Genomic DNA, 25,453 nt, shown 5'->3' with positions numbered 1-25,453 from the left:
TTAAAACTCCATCGAACCCAACCCTTTGAAATGAGCCTTTGAGGAAGTCAGTGTGTGCTGGCGAGCCTTCGATGGGCTGATTTCCTATGCGGCAAAGGTTCATCTCAAAGTAAGGTAAACGCAATGACATATCCAACTGTAGTGAATGGCATGGACTTTCGTGAGCTTGTATTTCTTACTGGTGCGGAGTCATCAACCGATACTTTCAAAGTGGCGCTGGCCTTTGGAAAGGATCACAAAGACGTACTGCGAAAAACCAGAGCCGTAATTAGCCAGTGTTCGACAGAGTTTGCAGAGCGCAATTTTACGCTTTGCCATGAAAACAATGAGTTACAGAACGGTAAGCCGCAGCCTTTCTACCAGATGACTCGTGACGGTTGGACGATGCTGGTATTCAGCTTCACCGGCAAAGCCGCCATGGCATTCAAAGAGGCTTACATAGCAGCTTTCAACTGGATGACTGACATGATCCGGCAGGGTATTGCGAACCTTGAGGCAGAAAGAAACGCTGCCGTGCTTGAATTCATGAAAGAGAAAGACGTGGCAAGCATGTCAGGCCGATTGCTTAACCGCTGGGGCAGAGTGAAGAAACCGCAATTGCTGGCTCGCATTGAGCTTATCGATCAGCATGGGCAAATCACTATACCCGGCTTGCCAAAGTGAACATCCCAAGGCGCATTTAACCGTGCGCCTGATGATGTTTACTCCAAGAATTCTGGCAGCCAGCTGGAATGCCCCACATCTGAAAGGATGATGTGGGAACCAACGCCGCTGATGGGTCATGATGTTTCCGCGCTGGACGGTTCGAAACTGCGGCATCCAGCACATAACAGGAAAGGGCATTTTGCGGGTTACATCTCCGTTCCCCGCAATCCTTGGCGGAGTGCCCTGTCCGTTGTGGTGATTAAAGCCCGGCAACCTTTCACGTTGCGCAGGGGTAACAGTCAGAGCGCGGACTGGAGGGAAACGGCGTTACTGCGGCATGCAAGGGTCGCCACCACAGCACCAAATCTCAAAATCACGCACTTTTACGATTGCGTGAGATTATTCAAAGGTCAGCCACAGAGTTGACCTTTCTCGTTTTCGCCCCTGCCAATCAAACAAACATCCCTCGTTATCCTGTGTGGCATCGGGCGTCTTTTACACAGCAATGGGCCGGTTCTCCCGAATCGCCGGAGACGGCTATGGACTTTGAAATCACTAAAGAGTTTTTCATTGGGGCAGGTAGCTCTCTGGCTGCGTGTGCCGCAGGTGTTCTTGGATTCTCCCGGTACTGGATAAGCGGAAAGGCGAGTAACGCCAATGACCGCTCTCAGATCAACATGCTCCAGTTCCTCACTGATGAGTTGAAGGCCACCAAGGCTGAAAACAAAGAACTCCGTGATGAGATAGAGCAGCGAGATGAGACGATCCGAAAGTACTGGGCGGAAATAGCAGAGACAAAAACATCACTGCGGCTCATCCAGGAATCTCAGCGCCATCTCGAAGAGCAAAACGTCTTACTTAAAGAGCAGGTTTCCGAGCTAACAGCCTCCAACCTTGAGTTGGTCAAACAGGTAGTAGAGCTTAGAAATTCACTGAGGGTTGAGCGATGACCGAATTACTGGATGACCGTCCGGTGACATTGCGCACCGTCCTGATTGTTCTGCTTACCTCACTGGCTATCTTCCTCGGGGGCATGTCATCGGGATATTTCCTTGCCCGGTCAGAGTTTATGCCCAAGACAGAGGCAAGAGACAAAGTGGTTAATGAAATTAAGCAGAAAGTTGACCAGCTACCCCAGCAGATAAACCGCGACATCAAAGAGGATCAGAATCGATGACACAGATTATTCAGATCATGAATTTCGAGGAAGGCTATAGAGAAAAGCCGTATCTCGATACGCTTGGATATCCTACCGTGGCGGGCGGCATTAAAATTGGACCGCAAGGGGCAAGCCTGGCGAATTACATCTTCACCGTACCTAAGCAGGTAGGTGACGTATGGAAGCTCTCCATCGTCACTGGAATGCTGAACGAAATGAAGCAATATCCAAGCCTTGTTGCCGCTTTGGCGCAGTGTAATCCAGCTCGACAGGATGTTCTCCAGTCTATGGCCTATCAGATGGGCGTTCCGGGGCTGGTTAAATTCAAAAAATCTCTGATTTACATTTCGAATGCAGACTTCACCAGCGCAGCCAATGAGATGCTTAACAGCTCATGGGCCAAAACGCAGTCTCCTTCCCGGGCTAAGCGGCATGCAGATGTGATGCGAACCGGAAACTACGATATCTACAAGGGGCTTATATGAGCTTCTTCACCTGGCTAATTGTTATCTCCCTGATGATTATCTCGCTGCTGCTGATCCGCAAATACACATCACTGGAATTCGTTGCTCACGCCAGATTGCTATTTAAGGCGTGGTCAGTCTGGTTGGGTGCGATATCAGCAGCCATTACCGGCTACATGATGCAATTCCCGAATGCCGCGCTCGAGGCGTGGAATTCACTACCGCCCGACCTGAAAGGCTTCATTCCTCCCCACCTTCTTGGGTATATCAGCCCAACGATGATGGTGCTTGCGGTGCTGGCTCAGTACGTCAGGCAGAATAAGCTGAAGGATAAAGCAGACCAGATTAGACAGGACAAACAGCCGTGAAGAATTTAGAGCCTGTTGACCCACGAAGTTTTCCTGAGGATGCATCTCATGAAAACGGCCAATACATGTGCTACTGCCTGCTATGCAACTATAACTTTCACGGATATAAACGCCGGGTCGTTTGCAAGCTGTGCACTGCTGAGGCTGATTACCTTAAAGAGGCAAAGCCATGAGCTTGATTGCTAATTGGTGGAATTACATCCTCGCTGCTCTGGCAGTGGTGGCCGCATTACTGACGAGTTACTTCGGAGGTAAGAGAGTTGGCACAGTCCAGACGCAGGCAAAAGCAGATGTGGCTTCTGCTGAAAAAGATAAGAGCCAGGTTGAAGCGGTAGCCAAAAAGCAAAGTGAGAACACGGAGATCGCCAAGAATGTTCAGTCGATTAATTCCAGCATTAGCGATAGTGCTGCTCGCGACAAGTTGCAGCAGTCGAAATACAACTCAGCAGACTAACCAGCCGACACAGGTTGTTGACTCATCCTGCACACTGTTCTCACCCATCTACACCCATGGCGACGATTACAAGGTTATGGATGTCCGCACCGTCAGGGCGATAAACACCCATAACGATACCTGGGACCGCATCTGCGGAGACAAAACGAATGTTCAATCCCCTTAAATGGCTTCTCACCAAAGTTGAGCCAGCAACCAAGGAAAGCACCGTGAGCGATATCACCGCAACTGATACAGTAGTAGATCCACAGCCCGCAGCAGAAGTAGCACAGTCGGCACCAGTCATTGAAGTAAAGACAGGCGTGAAAGACTTTGAAGCCGCATTCACCTTTGTTGAGCAGGGTGTTGCTCAGCTTGGTAGTGCAGCGAAAGACGAGTTGAAAGCACTGGCTCAGAAATACCTGTAAGACATTACAAGAGCCATCACCTTTTTCAGGTGGCTCTGATAATGCTTACCGATAAAACAGGGAGCGAAAGATGGCTAAGAAATTAATCAGCACTGGCGGTTACCCGACTGACATGCAGCCAAGTTTCGATCAGATATCCGGTTTAAGCCCAACAGTTATGGCCATGCTGGCAGCCAAAACACCAGAGCAGGTTCGCGATGCGGCCGGGATTGTTGATTCTGGCATTGCTGTAAAGGGTGATACAGGACCGATGGGGCCACAGGGCCCGCAAGGTATTCAGGGAATCCCCGGAGAAACGGGATTGCAGGGTGATGTTGGCCCACAAGGTATTACCGGAGAAAAAGGTGATGCTGGGCAACCTGGAGAGAAAGGTGACGCCGGAGACACTGGCCCGGCAGGTGAAACTGGCGCAACCGGATTAACCGGCCCGAAGGGTGACAAAGGCGATACTGGCGCTCAGGGCGTTCAGGGTATGCAAGGCCTGAAAGGTGACCAGGGCGATGCTGGAGTCGCGGGCGCTAAAGGTGCCACTGGTGCCAAAGGAGATACGGGAGCAGCAGGAGCGCAAGGTCTCAAGGGTGATACTGGCGCGAAAGGCGACCAGGGCATTCAGGGGCCAAAGGGCGACACTGGAGCTACCGGACCTGCAGGAGCTAAAGGTGATACCGGTGCGACTGGGGCAACAGGTGCTCAGGGTCCGAAAGGAGATACAGGCGCTGCGGGTACAAACGCAACACCAATCAACTTTGAGTATGTATCAGGAACCGTAGTCACTGCCGGTACAAAGGTTGCCATCAAGTTTGCCAAAACATACACCACTCCACCTGCTGTTCAGCCCTCAACGATATGGAATGGCGTGCAATGCTTCCTCGCTCAGGCGTCAGATATAACCACGACTGGCTGTAACGTGCTGGTCTATCAGTCTCGCGGAACGCTGCTTCTGTCGACAGGTCCGTTTGAGAATGCCGCAGCGGGTGCCAAGTTCCAGATGTTCGTGATTGGGAGTTGATGATGGTCAGCGTAGTTAAGCACTGGAAGATTTCAGCGTATGAAAATGTCTCAACATTGGTATCGGTTGGTTATCAAAAAGAGCCAAATCCAGAAATATTAAATGGCTTCCTTGTTCTTAGTGATGAGGAAGGCTTGAGGCGCACATACCTTAGCCTTGAAAAGCTGAGCGCATTCGTAATTGAGACAATCAAAGAAGAGTAATAAATGGCAAAGCTCACCGACAAACAAGAGCTGTTTGCCCGTGAGTACCTGAAAGACCTCAATGCCACTCAGGCAGCTATCAGGGCGGGTTACAGCGAGAAGACCGCCCAAGAGCAATCAAGCCGTCTGTTATCAAATGTTATGGTTCAGGATCGCATCACTGCACTGAAGTCTGAGCGTAACGAAGAGGTTGGTATTGATGCTGCGTATGTGCTGCGCCGCTTGGTTGAAATAGACCAGATGGACGTGCTGGACATATTGAAGGATGACGGCTCACTCAAACAGATTTGGGAGTGGCCTAAAGTCTGGCGCACCACGCTGTCTGGATTGGACATCAGCGAGATTAAGTGGGGCGGCAAAGACGATGAGGATATGGAAACGATCCTCAAAAAAATTAAATGGCCTGACAAGGTCAAGAACCTCGAGCTGCTCGGGAAGCACGTCACAGTGCAGGCATTCAAAGAGAATGTGAAAACCGAGCATGGCGGAACAATCGGCCTGAACCTAAACAAATCCCTCAGTGAGCTATTCGACGATGACGGCAATTAATCCCATCTTCAGGCCATTCGTGAAGCCATCGCGCTACAAAGTCGCAAAGGTGGACGCGGGTCAGGGAAGAGTTGGACGATCGCACGCTTACTGGTAGAGATAGCCAGGCGGGGTGCTTATCGCTTTCTCTGCGCCCGCGAATTGCAGAACAGTATCAGTGATTCGGTTATCCGATTACTTGATGACACAATCAACCGCGAGGGGTATCAGGCTGAGTTTGAGGTGCAGCGCGCCAGTATTCGCCACCTGATTACCGGTAGTGAGTTCATGTTTTATGGCATCAAGAACAACCCGACGAAGATTAAATCACTGGAAGGCATCGACATCTGCTGGATGGAAGAAGCCGAGGCAGTTTCCAAAGAGTCATGGGATATCCTGATCCCAACCATTCGTAAGCCTGGCTCTGAAATCTGGGTCAGCTACAACCCTAAGAACATCCTCGACGATACACACCAGCGCTTCGTAATTGCGCCTCCTGATGACATCTGCCTCCTCACTGTGAACTACAGCGAGAACCCATGGTTCCCTGACGTTCTGAGGCTGGAGATGGAGGAGTGCAAGCGCAAAGACTATGACCTGTACCTGCATATCTGGGAAGGCGAACCGGTTGCTGATAGTGACATGGCAATTATCAAACCATCCTGGATTGCGGCTGCTGTGGATGCTCACAAGTTTCTTGGCTTCGATGTGGCTGGCGAGAAGCGCGTTGGCTTCGATGTGGCAGATGAGGGTGAGGATAGCAATGCGACAACTCTGCGCCATGGCTCTGTAGCCATTGATGTGCAGGAGTGGGACAGAGGCGATGTGATTGAATCCTCTAACCGCGTGAACCTGTACTCCGAGCAGCAGAAAGCCGATGAAATCATCTATGACTCCATTGGTGTTGGTGCTGGCGTTAAGGCTCAGTTAGGACGCATAGCAAAAATCAACATTCAGGGATTCAATGCCGGTGGCGCTGTTCTGCATCCTGAGTCTGAATATATGTCCGGGAAGAAGAACAAAGACATGTTCGCCAACATCAAGGCTCAGGCGTGGTGGAGCGTGCGCGATCGCTTCTACAAGACATGGCGCAGTGTTGAGGCGCGTAAAGGAGATCCGAATTGCACCCTCGAATACCAACCTGACGAACTGATTAGCCTCTCTTCTGCCATCCCGAAACTTGAATACCTCAAGGCTGAACTGTCACGCCCATGGGTGGACTATGACGGCAACGGTAAGGTGAAGGTGGAGAGCAAGAAAGACATGAAGAAACGCGGGATACCATCACCAAACATGGCTGACTCATTGATTATGGCGTTCGCCCCACTCATCAGGAAGCCAATGGTCATCGACCCACGCCAACTCGGGAGAATTTAATGTGGTGGTTTAAGAAAAAAGAAATCGCTGCGCCTGAGCCGGTGAAGCCGCCTGAAAAGTCGGTGATGAACATCAAGCCAGAGGCGGTTGCCTCGGTGACCGGAAAACAAGCCAGAGAGTTCCAGCAGTACACCCCACCCAAAGGCGTCATCCCTGCAGCGATCGAGAAAGCCATTCTTGCAATGGACTCCACCGATTACACCATGATGAATGATGCCTATCCGATGGGCTACGGCACACTGGATTCATTCCCCGGCTACCCCTATCTCGCGGCAATGGCGCAGAAGCCAGAATATCGCAAGATGGTGGGCACCATCGCTGAGGAAATGACGCGCAAGTGGATCAAGCTGAAAACCGTTGGTGATGACGACAAGTCAGAGCGCGTTAAGCAACTGGTCGATGCGCTGGAACGATTTCAGGTGCGTGAGAAGTTCAAAGAGGCTGCTGAGCATGATGGTTACTTTGGTGGCGGACAGATTTATATCGATGTCCTGTCGCCGAAAAATGTTTCAGCCTGGACTGATGACACTGAACTGCAAAGCAAGCTTTTCATCAGCGACAAGAAGATACCGAAAGGCAGCCTGAAAGGCTTGCAGGTGATTGAGCCTGTCTGGACTTATCCCGGCATCTATAACGCGCAGAACCCGCTCAGCCCAGACTTCTACAAGCCGACAGAATGGTTTGTGATGGGCAGAACGGTACATGCAAGCCGCATGATTGACTTCGTATCGCGTCAGGTGCCAGACCTGCTGAAAGCCTCGTATAACTTCCGTGGGCTCTCACTGGTGCAGATGGCAGAGCCTTACGTGAACAATTGGCTGCGCACGCGTGACAGCGTCAGCGACATGATCCACTCGTTCAGTATCCCGGTACTCGGCACTGATATGGCGCAGGTGCTGATGGGCAATGGCGCTGAGCAACTGATCAACCGCATGGAGTTGTTCAACCGCACCCGCGATAACCGTGGCGTGTTTGCCAAAAACAACGCTCAGGATAACGAGGAGTCAGTTGAGTTCGTCAATGCCCCACTGTCTGGCCTCGATGTCTTGCAGGCTCAGTCTCAGGAGCATATGGCGTCAGTCTCCGGCATCCCGCTGGTTAAGCTGCTGGGCATTACTCCCAATGGCCTGAATGCTTCGTCAGACGGCGAGATTCGCGTTTTCTACGACTACATCCACTCGTTGCAGCAGGCAATGTTCAAATCGCCCCTGAAGCGCGTGATGGACGTTATTCAGCTATCCGAGTTTGGTGACATCGACCCCGATATTTATTTCGAGTTCGAGCCGCTGTTTGAGATGAGCGCGAAAGAGAAAGCGGACATCCGCAAGGTTGACGCTGACACTGACGCGGTTTACATCACAGCAGGCGCACTGTCTGCCAACGAGGTGCGCGAGAAGATTGCCGATGACCCGGAAAGCCCTTACCACTCACTGGACTTAAGCGATGGCATTGAAATCGAAGAAGGTGACTTCGACGAAGACGAAGAAACCGAGTCCGAAGACGATCCGCCCGACAAGGCCTAACGCAGGCGTTGAAGCCTGGTATCGCAAGAAGCTGGATAAGCTCATCACCGAAATGAACGACTCGGTGACTTACTGGCTTCGTGCGAATTACCGGGCATCAGGCGCAATGGCAATGGACGCATCCCCGGCGGTGTTTATGCGTGACGCGATGAAGAAATTAGCCAGGCGCTGGCAGAAGCGTTTCGATGATGTGGCCGCAAAGATTGCAGAGCGATTTGCTGGTGATGCCATGAAAAACTCTGACGTGTCGCTGTATAACGCGCTGGAGACTGCTGGCATGACAGTGCAGTTCAAGATGACGCCTGCGATGAATAACGCATTGCAGGCCAGCATCACTGAAAACATCAACCTGATTACCAGTATCCCTGAGCAGTATCTAACGCAGGTGCAAACGCTGGTGATGCAGTCGGTCAGCCGCGGGCGTGACCTTTCGACGCTGACTGATGATCTACAGCGCCGTTACGGCATAACCCGCCGCCGAGCAGCACTCATCGCACGTGACCAGAACAACAAAGCCACCGCAGTTATGCAGACAGCAAGGCAGCAGTCACTCGGTATCACCGAGGGCATCTGGCGGCACTCTCACGCTGGTAAAGAGCCAAGACCATCACACGTCAAAGCAGATGGTAAGAAGTTCGACCTGTCTAAAGGGCTTTATCTGGATGGTAAGTGGACTCTTCCGGGTGAGGAGATTAACTGCCGATGCACATGGTCGCCGGTCATTCCCGGACTTAATTAATCGGAAACACACATGACTATCGAACGGTTAGCGTTTGACCGCGCATCCGTGCGCAAACTCGATCATGTCGGCAGGCTTCAGGTTTCAGTCAGCAACATCAGTAAAGCGAATGTCTGCCCCTACTATGGGCGAGAGATTCCCGGCCACGAAGAGTTGGGGCTAGACCCCGATAAAATCTACCGGCTGTACCGCGACCCTGATGAACTGAAGAAAGCCTCCGACACATTCAACAACATTCCGATCCTCTGCATTCACACCCCCGACTTTCCCGGCGACCCGCCGCGTGAATACCGGGTTGGCTCTACCCACTCAAGCGCTTCCTTCGATGGCACATATCTGACCAATGGTCTGTCCATCTGGGATAACTCGGCTATCGCAGGCATTGAGACGGAAGAGCAGAAAGAACTGTCGTCCTCGTACCAGTACAGGGCTGACATGACTCCCGGCGAATCACCTGAAGGCGATGAGTACGAAGGCGTGATGCGTGACATCGTCGGGAACCACGTTGCACTGGTCGAAACCGGCCGCGCAGGAGCTGACGTAGTCGTCGGCGATTCTCTCCCACAGGAGTTTAAACACATGAAGTTAGACCGCAAAGGCGTAGCCATTCGTGCAGCGCTGGGAGCGATCCTTAAGCCGCGACTGGCTCAGGATGCAGCCCCGAAAGACCTGACGGCCATCCTGAATGCCCACAAAACACCGAAGGCAATCGCGCAGGCCATTACTGCCAAATACAAACCGTCACTGGCTGCCGACATGGAGCTTGAGCCGGAGGAACTGGTTGAAATCATCGAAGCATCATCTGAAGGCGTTGAGCCTGACGAAGAGGTGAAGGTGAGTGGCGACGATGACAAAGAAGGCATCATGGCTGCGCTGCGTGAAGCAGGCGTGTCTGAAGAGTTGATCGCCAAGATTGCTGCCGCTCTGTCACCTGCCGTTGCTGCTGATGAAGATAAAGACGACGACAAAGACGATAAGGACAAAAAAGTGGATAAACCCGCTATGGATGCCGCTATCCGACTGGCTGCTGATAGCGCCACGAAGAAAGCCGCTGAAAACTTCCGCCTGGTACGTCAGGCCGAGCAGGACGTTAAGCCACTGGTTGGCGACCTGGTAGCAATGGACTCTGCTGAAGATGTCTACCGCACCGCGCTCGAGCAGCACGGCGTTGATGTCGAAGGCGTCCATCCTTCTGCGTTCCGCGCAATGGTGGCTCAGGCTATCAGCCACAAAGAAAACTCACGTCCTGCTCCACTGGCCCAGGATGCCGCATCCATCAGCGACTTCGAGAAAGAGTTCCCGACCGCTGGCAAACTGAAACGAGGTTACTGAGATGTCAGGATTTCAGAGCGTAATTAATCAATACCCGGCACCGGGCGTTGAAGGTGGCTTTGCGAGCACCAATGAACATGCCACCTATCTGGCTGGTGAGGCTGCTCTGGTAGCAGGTGAAGATGGCCTTACCATCGGTCGCTTTGCATGGGACGTTAGCGGCGTGGCATCTAATGCCGGCACCGGCGCACCATCTGGTTTCGTGCATCGTGACGGTCAGGCTGTCATCACCACCTGGCTGGGCGCAGCGTCAAACGTTATCCAGTCCGGTCGCGAAGTAACCCTGATGGTTGCGGGTGACTTCTGGGCGCGCACCTCTACCGCTGCTACTCGCGGTCAGAAAGTGTTTGCATCCCTGACCACTGGTGAAGTTCAGACTGGTGCCGCTGGCGCAACCATCACTGGTTACGTCGAAACCCCATTCAAAGTAGGCAGTGTCGCAGCAGCGGGCGAACTGGTCAAAATCAGCACCTGGAGCAACTAATGAATAAGTTTCAACAGCACTACGCCGCAGCCAGCGGCAAGTACGGCATCGTGCTGCCGGGCGCGAAAGAGTACCTGAAGCCGGAATTCGCAGAAAATTACTCTCTGGCAATGGATGCTCAGCCAACCATGGTTACCACCGGTAACTCAGGTATCCCTGCTTACTTCACCAACTACGTTGACCCTGAGCTGATCCGCGTACTGGTAACCCCGATGAAAGCAGCAGAAATCATCGGTGAAGTGAAGAAAGGTGACTGGACAACTCTTACCGCTCAGTTCCCGATCGTGGAATCTGCAGGTGAAACCAGTTCATACGGCGACTACAACCACAACGGTATGACCGCCGCGAACGTGAACTGGGTGCCGCGCCAGTCTTACCACTACCAGACTCACACCCGCTGGGGTGAGCGCGAACTGGATATGTACGGTGCAGCGCGTATCGGTTATGCGGCTGAGCTGAACGTTGCTTCTGCCCTGGTGCTGAACAAGTTCCAGAACAAATCCTACTTCTACGGCATCGCTGGCCTGCAGAACTACGGCCTGCTTAACGATCCGTCATTGCCTGCATCAATCACGCCAAATGCAACCGGCACCAGTAGCGGCGTTACCTGGTCAACAAAAGATGGTCAGGCTGTGTATGACGACATCCTGAAACTTTTCGGCCAGCTGGTATCCCAGACTAAAGGTCTGCTGGATATGAGCACACCGATGACGCTGGCGATGTCTCCGGCCATGTCTGTAAACCTGGCTAAGACGAACATGTATAACGTGAACGTCTCTGACCTGCTGAAGAAGAACTTCCCGAACCTGAAGATTGAGACTGCTATCGAGTACTCAACCACTGCAGGTGAGATGGTTCAGCTGATTGCAGATCGCTTGGGCGAGCAGGACACCGCTTACGCCGCTTTCACTGAGAAGATGCGTGCGCACGCGGTGGTGACTGAAGAGTCATCATGGAAGCAGAAAAAATCTGGCGGCACCTGGGGTGCAATCATCCGTCAACCGCTGGCAATCGCCACAATGTTAGGAGTCTGATCATGGCTGAAGTAGTCACAGTGGCTTGTAAGCTACCAAATGGCCTTGTGCTGGATGTTGATGGTGCACAGCCTATCGTGCTGAATGGCGCAAACGCGTCCAATATCGTTGGTGGTTATGGTCTGACTGAAAACGTCGACAAAGCTACCTTCGATAAGTGGGTTGAGCAGCACAAAGACCAGCCTTACGTAAAAAACGAACTGGTGTTTGCGCAGGCCAAAACCAACAGCGCCGAGTCCAAGGCAAAAGAGAACGGTGATGTTAAATCCGGTCTCGAAGGCCTGCCTCAGGACAACCCGGCACCGGGCGTTACCAAATCAGACGGTAAGTAATCATGGCGATCGTTGTTTTTGATGTCGCGGCGTTCCGCGAAAGTTACCCGGAATTCGATACCGTAAGTGACTCGCTGCTGAATGCGAACTTCGTTAAGGCAACGATTTACCTGAACAACACCGATACAAGCCCTATCACTGATGTTGATCAGCGGGCGGTATTCCTGAATATGCTGGTTGCCCATATTACTGCCCTCACAAGCGGCGTAAACGGGCAAGCGGCCTCAGGGTTAGTTGGGCGGGTAACGAGCGCATCTGAAGGTTCTGTGTCTGTCTCGGTTGACGCTGGCCCATCCAGCGCCTCCTCATGGTGGTACATGCAGACGCCTTATGGTGCGCTGTACTGGCAGGCGACATTGCCTTACAGAACGATTCGTTACCTGCCTGGCGCGTCTCCTTCAATGTATCCCTATCACTACAATCGCCGAGGCGCTTACCGGAGGTAGCTATGACAAGCTTTTCTGGTGGCGCTGCACTTGAGGCTAAATTAGCTGAGATTGCCGAGCGATTAGGTGGCGGGGCTACACTGCGCGTTGGATTTCTTGAGGGTGCAACTTATCCCGATGGAACGCCGGTGCCACTGGTAACCGCTGCTAACGAGTTTGGCGACCCGGGCATGAACAGACCGCCGCGACCATTCTTTCGTCGCATGATAGCCGCCAAGTCACCCGATTGGGGAAGTGACCTTTCAAAGGTGGCTATGGCTTCAGGCTATGACCCAAAGGTGTTTCTTCCTCTCATGGGAGAGCACATAAAGGCTCAGCTGCAGGAATCGATTCGCGAGCTTATAGACCCCGCTCTGGCTCAATCCACTATAGACAGAAAAGGGTTTGATAAGCCGCTTATTGAAACCGGGCACATGCTCAACTCTGTCGATTATGACGTTAAGGACGGCGTATGAACCTTCACGGCATTGTGCGCCGCGCTATCACCACAGTTAACCCTGATGTTCAGGGCGTGATGATGGTTAGCCTTGGCACCTACACCACCGATGCCGCCGGTCATCGCGTTCCTGCTTACAGTGAACAGGATGTCACGGTGCAGTTGCAGGCACTCAGCTACACCGACCTGATGAAGATTGACGGGCTAAACCTGCAGGGCATCAAAAAGAAAGCCTACGTGAACGGTAACTTTGAAGGCGTCAACCGACCCAAGCAAAAGGGCGGCGACAAGCTCATTGTGAACGGAGAAACGTGGCTGATTACTCAACCTCTGGAAGAGTGGCCTGACTGGTGCGCCTTCGCGGTAACGCTGCAGGTGAGCACATGAGCGCAACTATCAGCATCAAACAGGATGATTTAACGACCGCCTTGCGCGGTTTTTTATTGTCTCTCGTCGACGTAGAGGTTTTTCTGGCGCAGGAAAATCTTGTGCCGATGCCGAATGAAGACTTCATAACCATGACGCCGATGTATATCACCGGACTGTCCACCAACCGTGTCGCCTATAACGACCCCGGCGTGGGAGAGGGTAGTGAGCAAACTCAGCGCAGTAACCAGTGGCGTTGCCAGTTGGATTTCTACGGCGACACCGCCCCGGAAATGGCATCGATTGTCGGCACCATGATCCGCTCAGAGTACGCCGCGAACTGGTTCAGACAAAACAACATGCCGGTGACCCCGCTTTACGCAGGTGAGCCGCATCAGACTACGATGATTAACGCCGAGCAGCAGTATGAAAACCGCTGGACGCTTGATTTCATCGCGCAATTTAACGCCGTGATAGCCACCCCTCTGGATTTCATGGACAGCATACAAGTCGGCGTAGTCGCCGCAGATTTGAAATTCCCACCGGAGAATTCATAAATGGCAATTCCGTTAACAAAAGATGTCCAGATTAACCCTGGCGTGCTCGCTGCTGGCGGCAACGCGGTTGATCTGAATGGTCTTATCCTCACCCAAAGCACATATGCACCGGTGGGTAATGTCGTTACGTTCTCCACCAAAGAGGATGTGGCGAAATATTTTGGTAGCGCATCTGACGAATATGAGATGGCGACCATTTACTTCAACGGCTATGACAACTCAACCAAGAAGCCGGGCAACCTGCTGTTTGGTCAGTACAACACAGCGCCAGTTTCTGCCTGGCTGCGCTCTGCATCCATGGCGAGCGTCACGCTTGACCAGTTGAAACTGATGAGTGGCGTCCTGACGATCACCGTCGATGGCACCTCACACGCTTCAACCAATATCGACCTGAGCGGCGCAACGAGCTTTGCGGCAGCGGCTGACCTGATTGAGTCAGCGATCGGCAACTCCGTAGTGGTGACATACGACACCATACAAAAGGCTTTCGTAATCGCATCTGACACCACTGGCGCGGGCAGCACCATTACTTACGCAACCGGTGCGATCGCGACAGACCTGAAACTCACCGCCGCAACCGGCGCTGTGCTTTCTCAGGGTGCGGATTTGCAGAATCCGACTGACTTCTTTATCGCTCTGCTGGATAAGTCTCAGGACTGGGCAATCTTCACCACCGCATTTGATGCGACCAATGACCAGCACCTGGCTTTCGCAGCGTGGACTAACTCGCAGAACTTCCGTTTCGGCTATGTGCCAAGTACGACTGAAGGCGCAGCGTTGGTTTCAGGCAGCACCGAGACGCTGGCCTATCAGATCATCACAGTGAATGATTACGCCAACTCAGTGCCTGTTTACGGCTCACACCTTCATGCAGCTTCAATGCTTGGCTATGCGGCAGCGCTGGATTTCTCACGTCAGGAAGGCCGCGTGCCGGCTAAGTTCCGCTCTAACTCTGGACTGACAGCAAGCGTGACGTCATCCAGTGATTACGATGCGCTGATTGCGAACGGATACAACTTCTACGGCGCGTACACAGCCAATAACTACTCAACAAGCTATTGGGCTGACGGCACCATTACTGGTGACTTCAAGTGGTTCGACAGCTTCTGCTTCCAAATTTGGCTCAACGCTAATCTGATGCAGGATGCAATCATCACGCTGCAGTCAAACCGCTCAATCCCGTACAACGCACGCGGCAAGGCCATCATCGAAGCCGGATTCGCAGACACCATCAATCAGGGTGTGTTGTTTGGCGGCATCCGCACCGGTGTGACGCTGTCCAGCTCTCAGCAATCAGAAATCATGAATGCAGTGGGTACTGACGTAAGCGCTACCCTGCTGGCAAAAGGCTGGTATCTGTATATCGCAGACCCTACCGCTCAGCAGCGCGCAGACCGCACCAGCCCGACCATGACATTCTGGTATTGCGATGGCGGTGCAGTGCAGAAAATCACTCTCGCCTCAATTGAAGTTCAGTAAGGAGCGGATTAAATGGCTAATACCATCACCAGTGCTGACGCTATTTTCGCTCTCACTGTCACAAACCTGTACCCATCAGCACAAACGCTGGAAGGGTATGCAGCTGACGCAATGTTTGCGCTCGGCGACACTGAAATGGCAACCACCGTGCGTGGCGCAGATGGCAAGCTTTCTGCCGGTTTCGTTTTCGGAGAATACCTTCAGACGATCACCATCATGCCTGACAGCCCAAGCCGAGACATCTTCGAGACCTGGCAACTTACCTCGCTGACGTCGAAAGCAGTATTCCGCTGCAACGCGACGATCATCCTGCCTGCCATCAGCCGCAAGTACACGCTGGTCAATGGCGTCCTGCAGCGCGTTAAAGCAATCCCTGACGCACAGCGCGTTCTGGCTGCTCAGACCTTCCAAATAAATTGGGAGTCGGTCACCGGCGCTTCCTACACTGCTTAAGGCACCTCATGGCACGTAAAGAGATTTATTACACCGAAGAGGGTAAAGGCCGCGACCTTGGCAAAACCTTCTTCATCCGCGAGATGTCCGCGACTCAGGCTGAGTGGTGGGCAATCCGCGCAGGAATGGCGATGGCTCGCAGCGGCGTTGAGTTGCCGGATAACTTCGCGGATATGGGCATTGCGGCAATGGCGGGAACGGGCCTGAAAATGGTCTCACAGATTCCCCCGCAGGAAGCAAAGCCGCTTCTCGATGAGTTGATGGATTGCGTGCAGATGGTGCCCGATTCCGGCAACCAGAACATTAAGCGCAAACTCATTGATGATGATATCGAAGAGATCGCCACGCGACTCAAACTCCGCATGGAAGTGTTCAAGCTTCACGTCGATTTTTTCACCGCCGCCGCCAGTTAGATATCCCCCCGATAATGAGCGAGACCATCATTGGCCTGGCTGATTATGTGAACGTACCAAAAACCATTGCGACCGTGCTTTCGTCGGGGAAGTGCTCCCTGACGGAACTCAGCACGACGCTGGGCGTAGAGGATTTATGGTGGTGGCTGGAGATAATTACCGTGGATAACTACAACCGGATGGTGGCTAATAAACAGGGTGGTGAGTAATGCCAACGATTATCGACTCTCTGGTTGTAACGCTTGGCCTTGACCCTTCAGGCTTTAAGAAGGGGCAGAAGGATATCAAGGGTGGTTTAGATGACACCCGCAAGCAGGCGGAGCAGACCGCAAAAGATATGGAGGCCGCAGGTAAAAGAGCGGCCTCTTTCTTTGGCTCGATCCGCACTGAGCTACTGGCGCTGGTTGGCGTCACGCTGTCTATTCAGGGGTTTAAGAACTTCGTCACTGGGATGACGGATAACCTGCAGCAACTGGCGGTTAACTCCAAGTCACTCGATATGTCCGCCAAGTCTCTTGATGGCTGGCAGCGGGCGGCAGAGGCGGCAGGCTCCAGTGCGGAGAAGATGACTGGCACGCTTTCTGGCTTCCAGAACGTGCTGACGCAGATTCGCACTGGTGGTGGTCAGGATAACCCTCTCTGGCAGGCGCTATCCTCCTTCGCTGGTGCGACTGGCGCTAACTTCGATTTCCAGAATGACAACTCCGAACAGGTTATGCGCAAGATTGCGGATAACTGGGGAAAACTGAGTAAGGATGCACAGCGCCGTTTCGGTGGTATGTTTGGTTTCGACAACCAGACTCAGCAGGCACTAACGAATGGCAGACTGGTTACCGATGCCGATCGCTTTGCGCAGATTTCCAGAGCAACTGAGGATGCCACGCAAAAGGCGCAGGACTTCAATCGCCGCCTGATAGAGATGAAACAGAACTTCTCGGCTGCTGCTCAGGTGCTGTATGAGGCTGTCATCCCTTATGTGGAAAAGCTTATCCCGCTCATTGAGAAGCTTGGCATCTGGATAACGCAGCATGGGCCTGAAATTCAAAAGTTCTTCTCTGACTCAGCTGATGAAATCAACAAGGTTGTCGATGCGGTAGGAGGCTGGCAGAACGCTCTGGAAATACTTGCGGCATTTGTAGCGGGTAGCTGGGCTCTTAAAATGCTTTCTGGCATCACCCGTGTGACCGGAGGATTTGGCCCGCTCCTGGCTGCAATGGCGGCGGTTAGCTCATGGGATAAGATCGGTGAGGCTCAGGATGATGCTAAAAAACAAGGTAAGGATGTTGGAACATACCTTGTTGACAGAATGAAAGAAGAAGACAAAAAGCGCCTGTCATCAGGAGATACGATTACCGATCGCCTGACAAGATGGTGGAAGACCGTCACTGGCGGAGATTCCCAACTTGCTCTTTCACCTCAGCAGCAGGCCGCGCAGGATGCAATTAATAACTCAGGATTCCCCGCATTGCTTGGACTACCGCGAGGGGTTAGAAACAATAACCCCGGCAACCTTAACTATGCCGGTCAGTCTGGAGCTACCAAAGAAGGCGGTGAAAATGGCCGATTTGCGGTATTTGGGAGTATGCGAGAAGGTATTTCTGCACTGCATCGTCAGGTTCAGCTGTATTTCAGCCGCGGCATCAACACTATCGAATCAATCGTCAACAAATACGCACCTTCATCTGACGGTAACAACGTTGCTTCTTACATCCAGCAACTGGTTGGTGCCACAGGTAAAGGTGCAAATGAGACGATATCTGGCGATGACCAGAGCACGATATTTAAGCTGATTCGGGGAATCATCAACCATGAGAATGGTAAAGGTTACGTGACCGACCAGGACATCATGAGTGGTATTCAGGTCGGTTCAACAGCTACCGCCATGCGACAATCTGCAATGCAGCAGCAAAACGGGACAAGCATTCACATCGGTGAGATGAATGTGCAGAGCAGCGCTGGAAACGTTGACGCGCTAGGTCAGGATGTCAAACGCAGCATAAGCCGCAACAGCCTCCTCGTTCCATCTATGTCAGGGCAGGGTGGATAATGAACTTTTCTCTGAACGAAACAACGCTACTGAATGCCGTACAGGGTGGCGGCATTTTTTCTGTCATCAACAGCATTATCAGCCCGAGCTACGGCATCTACTTCAACAACGGCACAGGAAAGGCTGTTAGCCCTTCCTCATTCCTCGGCATTGAATATGGTGCTGATGCATCGGTGGTGTCTGCACCTATCGAGAGTGGTTCTTACAGCTCTTATAACAAGGTGAAGAGACCGCCGGTTATTCGCGTCCTGTTCGTGCTTGAGGGATGGTCTGGATTATCCGGCTCACTGCCAAACCTCACAAATTTCTCACTGACGAGTCGAGCCGATATGCTGGCTTCTCTCGATGCGATGGTGGCTGATGCAGTCACCTATGATATCGAGACGCCTGACACCACGTATGAAAAGTACGACCTGGTGCGCTACAACTACCGAACATCAGATCGCGATGTCACCCTGCTAACGGTGGAGGCTATTTTCCAGTCTGTACTGGAGGAGGCTGAAGTCACTCTGACCAGCACTACGGCGCAGAGCAAGACCACCTCAAATGCTACCAGTCAGGCATCCAGTGCTGTCACTGAGAAGGTGAATTCTTCAACAAGTGAAGCGACTCAGAGCGGAGTTTCGTCAGCGCTTACCGGCCTGAAAAACTCTGTTTCCAGCGCTGCCACGACTGTAGCGAATAAGGTGTCGTCGGTGGCGAGCAATATAACGCAGACAACCACGGCATCAATCAATGGTGCCGCTACGTCAGCAATCAACAAACTCTCATCCACCGTCACCGAACTGGTTAAGGCGATCACCTGATGCAGACGATCACATTGCAGGCCATTAAGGCGCAGGAGATGACGGTAAGGCTGGGTGACCAGACGGTGACTCTGCGCATCTATCAGCGGGCTACTGGTCTGTTTGCAGACATCGGCATAGATGACCTGTGGATTGCGCAGGGCGTTGCTTGCCTGAACGGTAATCGCCTGGTTCGCTATCCATACCTTGGCTTCAGTGGCGAGTTGTTTTTCGCTGATACCAAGGGTAGTGACGACCCTGTTTATGATGGTCTTGGTGATCGCTTCCTTCTTTTCTACGCCACCGCAGATGAAATGAGTGCCGCAGCATGACCTACAAAAAACGCAGCCTTAAATTCGAGTTTAAGCTTAAGTCCGGCTCATTTGATGACAAGGGCAATGACACGCTCACCATTGATAACGTTAAGGCTGAAGTTGAGGTCGGGGCGTATGGAGGATCACCAGGAACGACTCTTGAGGCCAGAATATTCGGGCTAAGCTTAAAACTGATGTCAAAGTTGAGCTACAAAGGCGTTCAGTGGAATGGCGCACAACAGAACATGATGAAGGTGTGGGCGGATGGTAATCCCATATTTTTCGGCTCCATAACAAACTGCTTTGCTGACATGAACCAGATGCCAGACGCGCCGCTTATTGTAAGCGCGTTTGCAACCGGCTTTGACCAGTCAATAACCGCCCCTCCATTCAGCGCAAGAGGTGGCGTTGACGCTGCGGACATCATTACTTCCATAGCTAAAAGCATTGGCTTCACTGTCGTTAATAATGGCGTGTCCTACCCCCTCCTGAACCCTTATTTCGATGGTGATCCCATTGAGCAAATGAATAAGGTCGCAAGGGCTTGCGGTTTCAATATCGACAACAGGATTGGTGTGATTTACATCTGGCCACAGACTGGCGAGGTGGATGACGTCAAACCTTTGGTATCGAAAGAAACGGGGTTGTTTGGCTATCCAGTTTTCAACAATTACGGTGTTTATTTCCAGAGTATATTCAGTAACTTATTTGTTATTGGAAGGCGCATTCAACTCAACACAGAGTTAGAGAACGCCAGTGGAATTTATACGATCACCTCAGCAAAGCATCACCTTTCAACCTGGACTGAGGGGGGGCCATGGTCAACCATTGTCCAGGCCAGCTCTGCTCAGATATCTGCAGTAAGGCAATAAAATGGATAATATTTTTGCAATCAGGCCGCAAGACACCTCAAGTGATGCAGGAGTGCAGGCATTTCTATTCCAGAGAATGCTGATGAGCAATGCGTTCATTACGCTCGCTGTTGTTACTGAGGCGGATGATTCAGGCGAGCAAGTTTCTGTAAAACCGATGGTTGAGGGGTTCACTGGAGCAGGTGAGAGAATACCGAAAACGGAGATTTACGGCGTTCCTGTCTGGCGCTTACAGCGCGGTGCAAGCGCGGTAATCATGCCTCCCGTAGTCGGTGATATCGGGATGATAGCCATCTGCGACCGAGACATCAGCGGCGTTAAGGCGACCAAGGATTCATCATTACCAGGCTCAAGCAGGACTCACAATTACGCAGATGCCTTGTACTTGGGTGGTGTCCTGAATGCCGAGCCAACTCAATATGTGAAATTCCGCGATGATGGCATAGATATCGTGTCTCCTCTGTCCGTGACAATGACCGCCCCGGTGGTTGAGATTAACTCTGATACCTCACTGACGTTTAACTCCGCTAACATCGTAATGAATGGCCCGGTAAGCCAGGGGGCTGGTAGTTATGCAGGTGACTTCGAGTTCCAGGGGAATATCACAGCTTTAGGTGAAGTAACCGGGAAAGGCGTCAAGCTTTCTGATCACATTCACACCGGCGTGCAGACTGGTAGCGGAAACACAGGTAAGCCACAGTAAATTTTGCGCTCAATTGCAACAGAGATGCATTAAACTCCAGAGAAAATCAGGAGGATTTATGAAGAAATTTATCTATCTTACTTTGCTGTTCTCCAGCTTGATCCAAGCTAAGCAACTAGATACCAGCGCCATCATAAATGCATGTAGCGCAGTACCACGGCTTTACTCTGTCGCATCTTTGGCTGCATTTGACAAAGATGACTCTCAGTGGAGAGAAGCAACCTATAAAGTTGCCACAGAAATAATGATTGGCAATAATGAAGCAGACCGCATTATTGATTCTCTTCGTCAAAATAAAGATATCGCCAATTCCTTCATTCAATCAGGAACAGGCCAATCAGATCCAAAGTTTATGGAAAGTTGCATGCTTGAGCCTTCCAAATACATACCAAGTTATCAACGGCTACTCAGGGCCGGAAAATTTAACATTCACTAACCCGCTCCGGCGGGTTTTTTATTGCCCGGAGATCACATGCTCACCAAAAGCCTTCTTCTGAACACGGATTCCTGGGATATCACACTTGACGGTTCCGGCAATCTGGCACAAACGCAGAACCCCTACGCAGTAGCTCAGGATGTGGCTTGCGCCTGCAAAACCTTCCTGGGTGAAGTCTGGTATGACACCACGCTGGGCATCCCATATTACCAGCGCATCCTCGGCCACTGGCCTGGCACTCAGCTAATCAACACCAAGATGCAGTCAGAGGCGTTAAAGCTGGATTACGTCCAGTCTGCCACCTGCACAACCGTCATTGGAAAGCAGGACCGCATTGCATCCGGCGTGATGACAATCACCGACACGAATTACAACCAGAGCACCATTAATTTCTGAGGCCAACATGGCAGATACCGTAATTGTCACAACCTCCGTGCCGGCGGCCACGTTTTCCGATATCGGGCTGTCGGTACCGGATGAGAAAGACATCCTCGATGGGCGACTAAGCGATCTGGATGATGCGTTAGGTGGCGGGATGAGTAAGAGCCTGACCACTCCGCAGGGGCAAATCGCCATGAGCGAGACAGCCATCATTGCGGATAAAAACGATCAACTTCTTTCAATCGTTAACGGCATCAACCCTGATTACTCAACCGGTAGATTTCAGGATGCTATTGGGCGCATCTACTTTATCGACAGGATTGCGGCGCAGGGAACCACAGTCACCGCCACCGCAACAGGTCTGGTAGGCACGGTTATCCCCGCAGGTAGTACTGCTCAGGACGATGCAGGATACATTTACTCTTCACTGGCCGATGCGACGATTCCCGCATCGGGTGCAGTGGATATTGTTTTCCAGAATCAGACAACAGGAGCTATTTCCTGTCCGATTGGCTCATTGAATACGATTTACCGCGCTGTTAACGGCTGGTCTGGCATCACCAACGCTGCGGCTGGTGTGCTGGGCAACGCGGTCGAATCCCGCGCCAATTTTGAGTATCGCCGCAAGCAGTCAGTAGCCCTGAACGCAAAGGGAACGCCTGAATCCATCTATGCGGCAGTACTCGATGTTGACGGTGTGGCAGATGCCTATGTCTGGTCAAACCATACTGGCGCAACGATAAACATCGGCTCCACCAATTATCCGGTACCGGCGCACAGCGTTTATATCGCTGTCTACGGCGGTGAGCCTGCTGATATTGCTCAGGCCATCTACGTGAAGAATCAGGCAGCGTGCGGGATGGTGGGTAACACATCCGCAGTTGTGACCGACACGTCACGCGGCACCAACATCTCACCGCAATACACGATCACCTGGAACACACCGACACAGACGCGCACCTATTTCAAAGTGCAGCTTGAGAACGTATCCACGCTGCCTTCTGACATTATCGCGCAGGCACAGGATGCGATCATCAGCGCGTTTAACGGTAACAGTGACCTGGTATCCAAAGCGCGCATAGCTTCTAAGGTGTTCGCCGGCGGATACTACTCGGTGCTGAATAACATCGACACCGCATCGGTCAATGTTCTCTCGGTAACCGTGAGCATCGACGGCACCAACTACGGAACGTCAGTTGAATACGGCGTTGACCAGATTCCTTCCCTTGATGCTAACGACATAAGCGTGACGCTCGTATGAATAATGTGAGAGACACAATCCTCACGCAATACGCCGCCAGCCCCAACCTACGAAGCCTGATTGAATCATTCAACACCACGATGGATATGACGGAGTTCACCGATGAATTCCTGACCGCCATTTGGGATGTTTCTACGGCTACCGGTTACGGGCTTGATGTGTGGGGGAAGATAGTCGGCGTGTCCAGGCTGCTTAACGTTCCGCAGCAGTCTACTTATTTTGGGTTTGATGAGTCGTACATCAGTGATTCGGATAGCTCACCCAAGCCATTCAACGAAGCGCCATTTTTCGAGAGCGTTCAGCTGACTACTACCGTCAGGCTGGCTGATGACGGATACCGAAAGCTCATCATGGCTAAGGCGATGGCAAACATCACCGACTGCACAATACCCACACTGAACAGCGCGCTAAATTACCTTTTTGGTGGGGAGGGTGATGCGTTCGTGGCAATCACCGGCGTGATGTCAATGAGCTACGTATTCAATTTCAACCTGAGTGATGTTGAGTGGGCAATATTGCTGAACTCAACCGCCATTGCAAAGCCTGCAGGCGTGAGCGTCAACATCATGTCACTCGACTTCGATAACACATTTGGCTTCGCAGAGGCCGGGCTACAGCCATTCGATAGCGGCACCTTCTTCCCTGATTCAGGAATTCAAAATGCAAACCAGCTCACAGCCTAAACTTTTACCGATTCCATTTGCCAATGGCGGATCTAAACAGGACATTCCTAACGATTCACAGATTGGCGTTATTGCTGGGCGCGCATCTTATACCGATGGCTTCCCCCCACTGACCAGAACGCCACTGGCAGCCGGTGGCGTGCCACCATTCGGCACTGACTTTAACGGCGTGTTAAACGACATCACTGCAGCTGTTAGATGGGCTCAGGCTGGCGCGGGTTATCCCTTTAACGCCACATTTAATACGGCGATCACCGGCTTCCCCAAGGGAGCGAAAATTCCCAACTCCACCTTTGATGGTTTCTGGCTTAACACAACTGATGGTAACGCCGTTAACCCGGAAAACACTACCTCTGCTCTTACTGGCTGGGTGCCAACTGGTTTCTATGGTGTGGCAGCATTAACCGGGCTGGCTGGCTCCAGCGTTACTCTTACGACACTGCAGGCTGGGCGCGATCGCATCACACTTGCCGGCACACTTACCGCCAATATCAACCTTGTAGTACCTGCATGGATTAAGCGCTGGGAGATCGTGAACAACTGTACCGGTGCATTCAGCGTTACAGTCAAGACGCCAGGAGGAACAGGGGTTTCGGTTGCTTCTGGTTCAAACATGACAGTGTTTGGGGATGGAACAAATATTGTCAGCAGTTATGCTTCTGGCGTGCTGATTGGCCCTCCTCAGGTTTTCACGTCGAGTGGCACATATACACCTACTGCGGGTACGAAGAAAATAATCGTAGAGGTTTTAGGGGCAGGCGGAGGTGGAGGAGGAGCCAGGGCAGTCTCTTCCGGCAATGCATCCACGGCAGGTGGAGGTGGTGGTGGAGGGTATGCTAAATCACTGATTACATCTGTTCCTAGTTCAGCAGTAGTAACTGTTGGGGTAGGCGGTGCAGCTGGTACTTGGCAGTCCGGAGGAACCGCAACGACCGGATCTGCTGGAGGTAACTCATCTTTCGGATCTCTTTTATCAGCTACTGGCGGTGGGGGTGGCGGAAGCAGTTTGACTGGGCAATATACAACACCTATCCATATTACTGGTGGACTTCCCGGTGCGGGATCGAATGGGAACATCCTCAACTCTTTAGGTGGGGGAGGTTTGCCAGGATTCATTTTTACAGCGTCAAATGCGACTGGCGGCGGGGGCGGCAGCTCGGTTTACTCTGGCGGATATAATAATGAGAATAGAGAGACTGGCATTGCCGGTATTCTTGGTTCGGGTGGGACAGGGTGCAGTGTGGTCAACAACTCATCTGCTCAAGCAGTAGGCGGGAAAGGCGGTAATGGGATTGTTATTGTATGGGAGTATGCATAATGGGTTCATACGCTTTAATTCTTGATGGCAAAGTATCAAATACAATACTTTGGGATGGGCCGGATATTGCTCCGATGGCGTTTGATGATGGTGTGGTTTACATTGAAATACCCGATGATGCTGGTAATCATCCATCAATAGGCTGGCTCTATGATGGATCGATATTTACAGCGCCACCTATGACGGATGAGCAAATAGCGGCGCAGAATCAACAAAAAACTGCAAACAATGTGGCGACCAAAACCAGCCTTATCGCTCAGGCCACAATTTCGATAGCTCCATTGCAAGATGCAATTGATTTGGGAGAAGCAACTGATGATGAAACTGCATTCTTAAAGGCGTGGAAGCAGTATCGTGTGGCAGTCAATAGGATTGATGCAAATACGTCAGATGATATAACTTGGCCTGCATTACCTGACTAAAGCGATATTAGGCACTCATTTGA

The 25,453-nt window shown here is 52.0% G+C and carries 36 protein-coding genes; all 36 read left to right on the top strand.

The features are described 5' to 3' along the window. Positions 1–123: 123 nt before the first annotated feature. The 36 genes from QMZ65_RS03085 to QMZ65_RS02910 all read left to right on the top strand — a co-directional run bounded on the left by QMZ65_RS03085 (position 124) and on the right by QMZ65_RS02910 (position 25,430). Complete coding sequence (locus QMZ65_RS03085; RefSeq protein WP_283215371.1) at positions 124–663, top strand: Rha family transcriptional regulator; 540 nt, start codon at positions 124–126, stop codon at positions 661–663. 521 nt (positions 664–1,184) lie between these two features. Beyond that, entirely contained in the window at positions 1,185–1,595 is a 411-nt protein-coding gene (locus QMZ65_RS03080) for a hypothetical protein (RefSeq protein WP_283215370.1), read from the top strand. Then, the gene (locus QMZ65_RS03075) at positions 1,592–1,822 is read left to right on the top strand and encodes a hypothetical protein (protein WP_283215369.1); all 231 of its coding nucleotides are present in this window, start codon (positions 1,592–1,594) and stop codon (positions 1,820–1,822) included. Before QMZ65_RS03080 ends, QMZ65_RS03075 begins: the two co-directional genes overlap by 4 nt. After that, a complete protein-coding gene (locus QMZ65_RS03070) occupies positions 1,819–2,289 on the top strand; it encodes a lysozyme family protein (protein ID WP_283215368.1) in 471 nt (156 codons plus the stop codon). Before QMZ65_RS03075 ends, QMZ65_RS03070 begins: the two co-directional genes overlap by 4 nt. After that, a complete protein-coding gene (locus QMZ65_RS03065) occupies positions 2,286–2,636 on the top strand; it encodes a DUF7940 domain-containing protein (protein ID WP_283215367.1) in 351 nt (116 codons plus the stop codon). Before QMZ65_RS03070 ends, QMZ65_RS03065 begins: the two co-directional genes overlap by 4 nt. Positions 2,637–2,805: 169 nt before the next feature. Further along, the gene (locus tag QMZ65_RS03060; protein ID WP_283215366.1) at positions 2,806–3,090 is read left to right on the top strand and encodes a hypothetical protein; all 285 of its coding nucleotides are present in this window, start codon (positions 2,806–2,808) and stop codon (positions 3,088–3,090) included. Between the two features lie 209 nt (positions 3,091–3,299). Then, on the top strand, positions 3,300–3,497 hold the full coding sequence (locus tag QMZ65_RS03055) for a hypothetical protein (RefSeq protein WP_283215365.1): 198 nt from the start codon (positions 3,300–3,302) through the stop codon (positions 3,495–3,497). Positions 3,498–3,567: 70 nt separating this feature from the next. Then, the gene (locus QMZ65_RS03050; protein ID WP_283215364.1) at positions 3,568–4,506 is read left to right on the top strand and encodes a collagen-like domain-containing protein; all 939 of its coding nucleotides are present in this window, start codon (positions 3,568–3,570) and stop codon (positions 4,504–4,506) included. Next, on the top strand, positions 4,506–4,709 hold the full coding sequence (locus QMZ65_RS03045) for a hypothetical protein (RefSeq protein WP_283215363.1): 204 nt from the start codon (positions 4,506–4,508) through the stop codon (positions 4,707–4,709). Before QMZ65_RS03050 ends, QMZ65_RS03045 begins: the two co-directional genes overlap by 1 nt. Before the next feature lie 3 nt (positions 4,710–4,712). Then, positions 4,713–5,258, top strand: a complete 546-nt coding sequence (locus tag QMZ65_RS03040) for a terminase small subunit (RefSeq protein WP_283215362.1) — start codon at positions 4,713–4,715, stop codon at positions 5,256–5,258. A gap of 15 nt (positions 5,259–5,273) precedes the next feature. After that, on the top strand, positions 5,274–6,614 hold the full coding sequence (locus QMZ65_RS03035; protein ID WP_349306763.1) for a PBSX family phage terminase large subunit: 1,341 nt from the start codon (positions 5,274–5,276) through the stop codon (positions 6,612–6,614). After that, positions 6,614–8,137, top strand: a complete 1,524-nt coding sequence (locus tag QMZ65_RS03030; protein ID WP_283215361.1) for a DUF1073 domain-containing protein — start codon at positions 6,614–6,616, stop codon at positions 8,135–8,137. The genes QMZ65_RS03035 and QMZ65_RS03030 overlap by 1 nt, the downstream gene beginning before the upstream one ends. Before the next feature lie 52 nt (positions 8,138–8,189). After that, positions 8,190–8,876, top strand: a complete 687-nt coding sequence (locus QMZ65_RS03025) for a phage head morphogenesis protein (protein ID WP_283215423.1) — start codon at positions 8,190–8,192, stop codon at positions 8,874–8,876. Positions 8,877–8,888: 12 nt separating this feature from the next. Then, the gene (locus QMZ65_RS03020; protein ID WP_283215360.1) at positions 8,889–10,208 is read left to right on the top strand and encodes a DUF2213 domain-containing protein; all 1,320 of its coding nucleotides are present in this window, start codon (positions 8,889–8,891) and stop codon (positions 10,206–10,208) included. A 1-nt stretch (position 10,209) separates the two neighbouring features. Next, positions 10,210–10,692 (top strand): structural cement protein Gp24, encoded by a 483-nt coding sequence (locus tag QMZ65_RS03015; RefSeq protein ID WP_283215359.1) that lies wholly within the window; start codon positions 10,210–10,212, stop codon positions 10,690–10,692. Then, positions 10,692–11,726 carry a major capsid family protein gene (locus tag QMZ65_RS03010; protein WP_283215358.1) on the top strand — a complete coding sequence of 345 codons (1,035 nt, stop codon included), beginning with the start codon at positions 10,692–10,694 and terminating at the stop codon, positions 11,724–11,726. The genes QMZ65_RS03015 and QMZ65_RS03010 overlap by 1 nt, the downstream gene beginning before the upstream one ends. Positions 11,727–11,728: 2 nt before the next feature. Then, complete coding sequence (locus QMZ65_RS03005; protein ID WP_283215357.1) at positions 11,729–12,058, top strand: hypothetical protein; 330 nt, start codon at positions 11,729–11,731, stop codon at positions 12,056–12,058. A 2-nt stretch (positions 12,059–12,060) separates the two neighbouring features. After that, positions 12,061–12,504 (top strand): DUF4054 domain-containing protein, encoded by a 444-nt coding sequence (locus QMZ65_RS03000; RefSeq protein ID WP_283215356.1) that lies wholly within the window; start codon positions 12,061–12,063, stop codon positions 12,502–12,504. A 2-nt stretch (positions 12,505–12,506) separates the two neighbouring features. Further along, entirely contained in the window at positions 12,507–12,959 is a 453-nt protein-coding gene (locus tag QMZ65_RS02995) for a hypothetical protein (protein WP_283215355.1), read from the top strand. Beyond that, positions 12,956–13,327 (top strand): hypothetical protein, encoded by a 372-nt coding sequence (locus QMZ65_RS02990; protein WP_283215354.1) that lies wholly within the window; start codon positions 12,956–12,958, stop codon positions 13,325–13,327. The genes QMZ65_RS02995 and QMZ65_RS02990 overlap by 4 nt, the downstream gene beginning before the upstream one ends. Further along, a complete protein-coding gene (locus QMZ65_RS02985) occupies positions 13,324–13,863 on the top strand; it encodes a phage neck terminator protein (RefSeq protein WP_283215353.1) in 540 nt (179 codons plus the stop codon). Before QMZ65_RS02990 ends, QMZ65_RS02985 begins: the two co-directional genes overlap by 4 nt. After that, complete coding sequence (locus QMZ65_RS02980) at positions 13,864–15,342, top strand: DUF3383 domain-containing protein (protein ID WP_283215352.1); 1,479 nt, start codon at positions 13,864–13,866, stop codon at positions 15,340–15,342. Between the two features lie 12 nt (positions 15,343–15,354). After that, positions 15,355–15,795 carry a phage tail fiber protein gene (locus QMZ65_RS02975; protein WP_283215351.1) on the top strand — a complete coding sequence of 147 codons (441 nt, stop codon included), beginning with the start codon at positions 15,355–15,357 and terminating at the stop codon, positions 15,793–15,795. Positions 15,796–15,803: 8 nt separating this feature from the next. Continuing rightward, positions 15,804–16,208, top strand: coding sequence for a hypothetical protein (locus QMZ65_RS02970; RefSeq protein WP_283215350.1), 405 nt, complete (start codon positions 15,804–15,806; stop codon positions 16,206–16,208). A 14-nt stretch (positions 16,209–16,222) separates the two neighbouring features. Beyond that, positions 16,223–16,417 carry a transglycosylase gene (locus tag QMZ65_RS02965; RefSeq protein ID WP_283215349.1) on the top strand — a complete coding sequence of 65 codons (195 nt, stop codon included), beginning with the start codon at positions 16,223–16,225 and terminating at the stop codon, positions 16,415–16,417. Beyond that, on the top strand, positions 16,417–18,255 hold the full coding sequence (locus QMZ65_RS02960; protein ID WP_283215348.1) for a hypothetical protein: 1,839 nt from the start codon (positions 16,417–16,419) through the stop codon (positions 18,253–18,255). Before QMZ65_RS02965 ends, QMZ65_RS02960 begins: the two co-directional genes overlap by 1 nt. Further along, entirely contained in the window at positions 18,255–19,061 is an 807-nt protein-coding gene (locus QMZ65_RS02955; protein WP_283215347.1) for a hypothetical protein, read from the top strand. Before QMZ65_RS02960 ends, QMZ65_RS02955 begins: the two co-directional genes overlap by 1 nt. Next, positions 19,061–19,372, top strand: coding sequence for a phage baseplate plug family protein (locus QMZ65_RS02950; RefSeq protein ID WP_283215346.1), 312 nt, complete (start codon positions 19,061–19,063; stop codon positions 19,370–19,372). Before QMZ65_RS02955 ends, QMZ65_RS02950 begins: the two co-directional genes overlap by 1 nt. Beyond that, positions 19,369–20,226: a hypothetical protein gene (locus tag QMZ65_RS02945; RefSeq protein ID WP_283215345.1), complete on the top strand. Its 858-nt coding sequence runs from the start codon at positions 19,369–19,371 to the stop codon at positions 20,224–20,226. Before QMZ65_RS02950 ends, QMZ65_RS02945 begins: the two co-directional genes overlap by 4 nt. 1 nt (position 20,227) lies before the next feature. After that, on the top strand, positions 20,228–20,929 hold the full coding sequence (locus QMZ65_RS02940; RefSeq protein WP_283215344.1) for a Gp138 family membrane-puncturing spike protein: 702 nt from the start codon (positions 20,228–20,230) through the stop codon (positions 20,927–20,929). 58 nt (positions 20,930–20,987) lie between these two features. Further along, the gene (locus tag QMZ65_RS02935; protein ID WP_283215343.1) at positions 20,988–21,365 is read left to right on the top strand and encodes a hypothetical protein; all 378 of its coding nucleotides are present in this window, start codon (positions 20,988–20,990) and stop codon (positions 21,363–21,365) included. 36 nt (positions 21,366–21,401) lie between these two features. Beyond that, positions 21,402–21,761: a contractile injection system sheath initiator gene (locus tag QMZ65_RS02930; protein ID WP_283215342.1), complete on the top strand. Its 360-nt coding sequence runs from the start codon at positions 21,402–21,404 to the stop codon at positions 21,759–21,761. 7 nt (positions 21,762–21,768) lie between these two features. Then, positions 21,769–23,007 (top strand): baseplate J/gp47 family protein, encoded by a 1,239-nt coding sequence (locus QMZ65_RS02925; RefSeq protein WP_283215341.1) that lies wholly within the window; start codon positions 21,769–21,771, stop codon positions 23,005–23,007. After that, complete coding sequence (locus QMZ65_RS02920; protein WP_283215340.1) at positions 23,004–23,690, top strand: DUF2612 domain-containing protein; 687 nt, start codon at positions 23,004–23,006, stop codon at positions 23,688–23,690. Before QMZ65_RS02925 ends, QMZ65_RS02920 begins: the two co-directional genes overlap by 4 nt. Then, positions 23,668–25,008: a glycine-rich domain-containing protein gene (locus tag QMZ65_RS02915; RefSeq protein ID WP_283215339.1), complete on the top strand. Its 1,341-nt coding sequence runs from the start codon at positions 23,668–23,670 to the stop codon at positions 25,006–25,008. The genes QMZ65_RS02920 and QMZ65_RS02915 overlap by 23 nt, the downstream gene beginning before the upstream one ends. Continuing rightward, a complete protein-coding gene (locus tag QMZ65_RS02910; protein WP_283215338.1) occupies positions 25,008–25,430 on the top strand; it encodes a tail fiber assembly protein in 423 nt (140 codons plus the stop codon). The genes QMZ65_RS02915 and QMZ65_RS02910 overlap by 1 nt, the downstream gene beginning before the upstream one ends. The last annotated feature ends 23 nt before the right edge of the window (positions 25,431–25,453 follow it).

The organism is Pantoea sp. EABMAA-21 (assembly GCF_030053335.1).
Lineage (GTDB): Bacteria > Pseudomonadota > Gammaproteobacteria > Enterobacterales > Enterobacteriaceae > Pantoea > Pantoea communis.
The sequence above is the reverse complement of the archived record's forward strand: the minus strand, read 5'-3'. Positions and strand labels throughout refer to the sequence as shown.

Excerpts from the sequence above, each read along its gene's own strand:
- QMZ65_RS03085 (WP_283215371.1), top strand. The coding sequence starts at position 124 with ATGACATATCCAACTGTAGTGAATGGCATGGACTTTCGTGAGCTTGTA.
- QMZ65_RS03080 (WP_283215370.1), top strand. The coding sequence starts at position 1,185 with ATGGACTTTGAAATCACTAAAGAGTTTTTCATTGGGGCAGGTAGCTCT.
- QMZ65_RS03075 (WP_283215369.1), top strand. The coding sequence starts at position 1,592 with ATGACCGAATTACTGGATGACCGTCCGGTGACATTGCGCACCGTCCTG.
- QMZ65_RS03070 (WP_283215368.1), top strand. The coding sequence starts at position 1,819 with ATGACACAGATTATTCAGATCATGAATTTCGAGGAAGGCTATAGAGAA.
- QMZ65_RS03065 (WP_283215367.1), top strand. The coding sequence starts at position 2,286 with ATGAGCTTCTTCACCTGGCTAATTGTTATCTCCCTGATGATTATCTCG.
- QMZ65_RS03060 (WP_283215366.1), top strand. The coding sequence starts at position 2,806 with ATGAGCTTGATTGCTAATTGGTGGAATTACATCCTCGCTGCTCTGGCA.
- QMZ65_RS03050 (WP_283215364.1), top strand. The coding sequence starts at position 3,568 with ATGGCTAAGAAATTAATCAGCACTGGCGGTTACCCGACTGACATGCAG.
- QMZ65_RS03045 (WP_283215363.1), top strand. The coding sequence starts at position 4,506 with ATGATGGTCAGCGTAGTTAAGCACTGGAAGATTTCAGCGTATGAAAAT.
- QMZ65_RS03040 (WP_283215362.1), top strand. The coding sequence starts at position 4,713 with ATGGCAAAGCTCACCGACAAACAAGAGCTGTTTGCCCGTGAGTACCTG.
- QMZ65_RS03030 (WP_283215361.1), top strand. The coding sequence starts at position 6,614 with ATGTGGTGGTTTAAGAAAAAAGAAATCGCTGCGCCTGAGCCGGTGAAG.
- QMZ65_RS03025 (WP_283215423.1), top strand. The coding sequence starts at position 8,190 with ATGAACGACTCGGTGACTTACTGGCTTCGTGCGAATTACCGGGCATCA.
- QMZ65_RS03020 (WP_283215360.1), top strand. The coding sequence starts at position 8,889 with ATGACTATCGAACGGTTAGCGTTTGACCGCGCATCCGTGCGCAAACTC.
- QMZ65_RS03015 (WP_283215359.1), top strand. The coding sequence starts at position 10,210 with ATGTCAGGATTTCAGAGCGTAATTAATCAATACCCGGCACCGGGCGTT.
- QMZ65_RS03010 (WP_283215358.1), top strand. The coding sequence starts at position 10,692 with ATGAATAAGTTTCAACAGCACTACGCCGCAGCCAGCGGCAAGTACGGC.
- QMZ65_RS03005 (WP_283215357.1), top strand. The coding sequence starts at position 11,729 with ATGGCTGAAGTAGTCACAGTGGCTTGTAAGCTACCAAATGGCCTTGTG.
- QMZ65_RS03000 (WP_283215356.1), top strand. The coding sequence starts at position 12,061 with ATGGCGATCGTTGTTTTTGATGTCGCGGCGTTCCGCGAAAGTTACCCG.
- QMZ65_RS02995 (WP_283215355.1), top strand. The coding sequence starts at position 12,507 with ATGACAAGCTTTTCTGGTGGCGCTGCACTTGAGGCTAAATTAGCTGAG.
- QMZ65_RS02990 (WP_283215354.1), top strand. The coding sequence starts at position 12,956 with ATGAACCTTCACGGCATTGTGCGCCGCGCTATCACCACAGTTAACCCT.
- QMZ65_RS02985 (WP_283215353.1), top strand. The coding sequence starts at position 13,324 with ATGAGCGCAACTATCAGCATCAAACAGGATGATTTAACGACCGCCTTG.
- QMZ65_RS02980 (WP_283215352.1), top strand. The coding sequence starts at position 13,864 with ATGGCAATTCCGTTAACAAAAGATGTCCAGATTAACCCTGGCGTGCTC.
- QMZ65_RS02975 (WP_283215351.1), top strand. The coding sequence starts at position 15,355 with ATGGCTAATACCATCACCAGTGCTGACGCTATTTTCGCTCTCACTGTC.
- QMZ65_RS02970 (WP_283215350.1), top strand. The coding sequence starts at position 15,804 with ATGGCACGTAAAGAGATTTATTACACCGAAGAGGGTAAAGGCCGCGAC.
- QMZ65_RS02965 (WP_283215349.1), top strand. The coding sequence starts at position 16,223 with ATGAGCGAGACCATCATTGGCCTGGCTGATTATGTGAACGTACCAAAA.
- QMZ65_RS02960 (WP_283215348.1), top strand. The coding sequence starts at position 16,417 with ATGCCAACGATTATCGACTCTCTGGTTGTAACGCTTGGCCTTGACCCT.
- QMZ65_RS02955 (WP_283215347.1), top strand. The coding sequence starts at position 18,255 with ATGAACTTTTCTCTGAACGAAACAACGCTACTGAATGCCGTACAGGGT.
- QMZ65_RS02950 (WP_283215346.1), top strand. The coding sequence starts at position 19,061 with ATGCAGACGATCACATTGCAGGCCATTAAGGCGCAGGAGATGACGGTA.
- QMZ65_RS02945 (WP_283215345.1), top strand. The coding sequence starts at position 19,369 with ATGACCTACAAAAAACGCAGCCTTAAATTCGAGTTTAAGCTTAAGTCC.
- QMZ65_RS02940 (WP_283215344.1), top strand. The coding sequence starts at position 20,228 with ATGGATAATATTTTTGCAATCAGGCCGCAAGACACCTCAAGTGATGCA.
- QMZ65_RS02935 (WP_283215343.1), top strand. The coding sequence starts at position 20,988 with ATGAAGAAATTTATCTATCTTACTTTGCTGTTCTCCAGCTTGATCCAA.
- QMZ65_RS02930 (WP_283215342.1), top strand. The coding sequence starts at position 21,402 with ATGCTCACCAAAAGCCTTCTTCTGAACACGGATTCCTGGGATATCACA.
- QMZ65_RS02925 (WP_283215341.1), top strand. The coding sequence starts at position 21,769 with ATGGCAGATACCGTAATTGTCACAACCTCCGTGCCGGCGGCCACGTTT.
- QMZ65_RS02920 (WP_283215340.1), top strand. The coding sequence starts at position 23,004 with ATGAATAATGTGAGAGACACAATCCTCACGCAATACGCCGCCAGCCCC.
- QMZ65_RS02915 (WP_283215339.1), top strand. The coding sequence starts at position 23,668 with ATGCAAACCAGCTCACAGCCTAAACTTTTACCGATTCCATTTGCCAAT.
- QMZ65_RS02910 (WP_283215338.1), top strand. The coding sequence starts at position 25,008 with ATGGGTTCATACGCTTTAATTCTTGATGGCAAAGTATCAAATACAATA.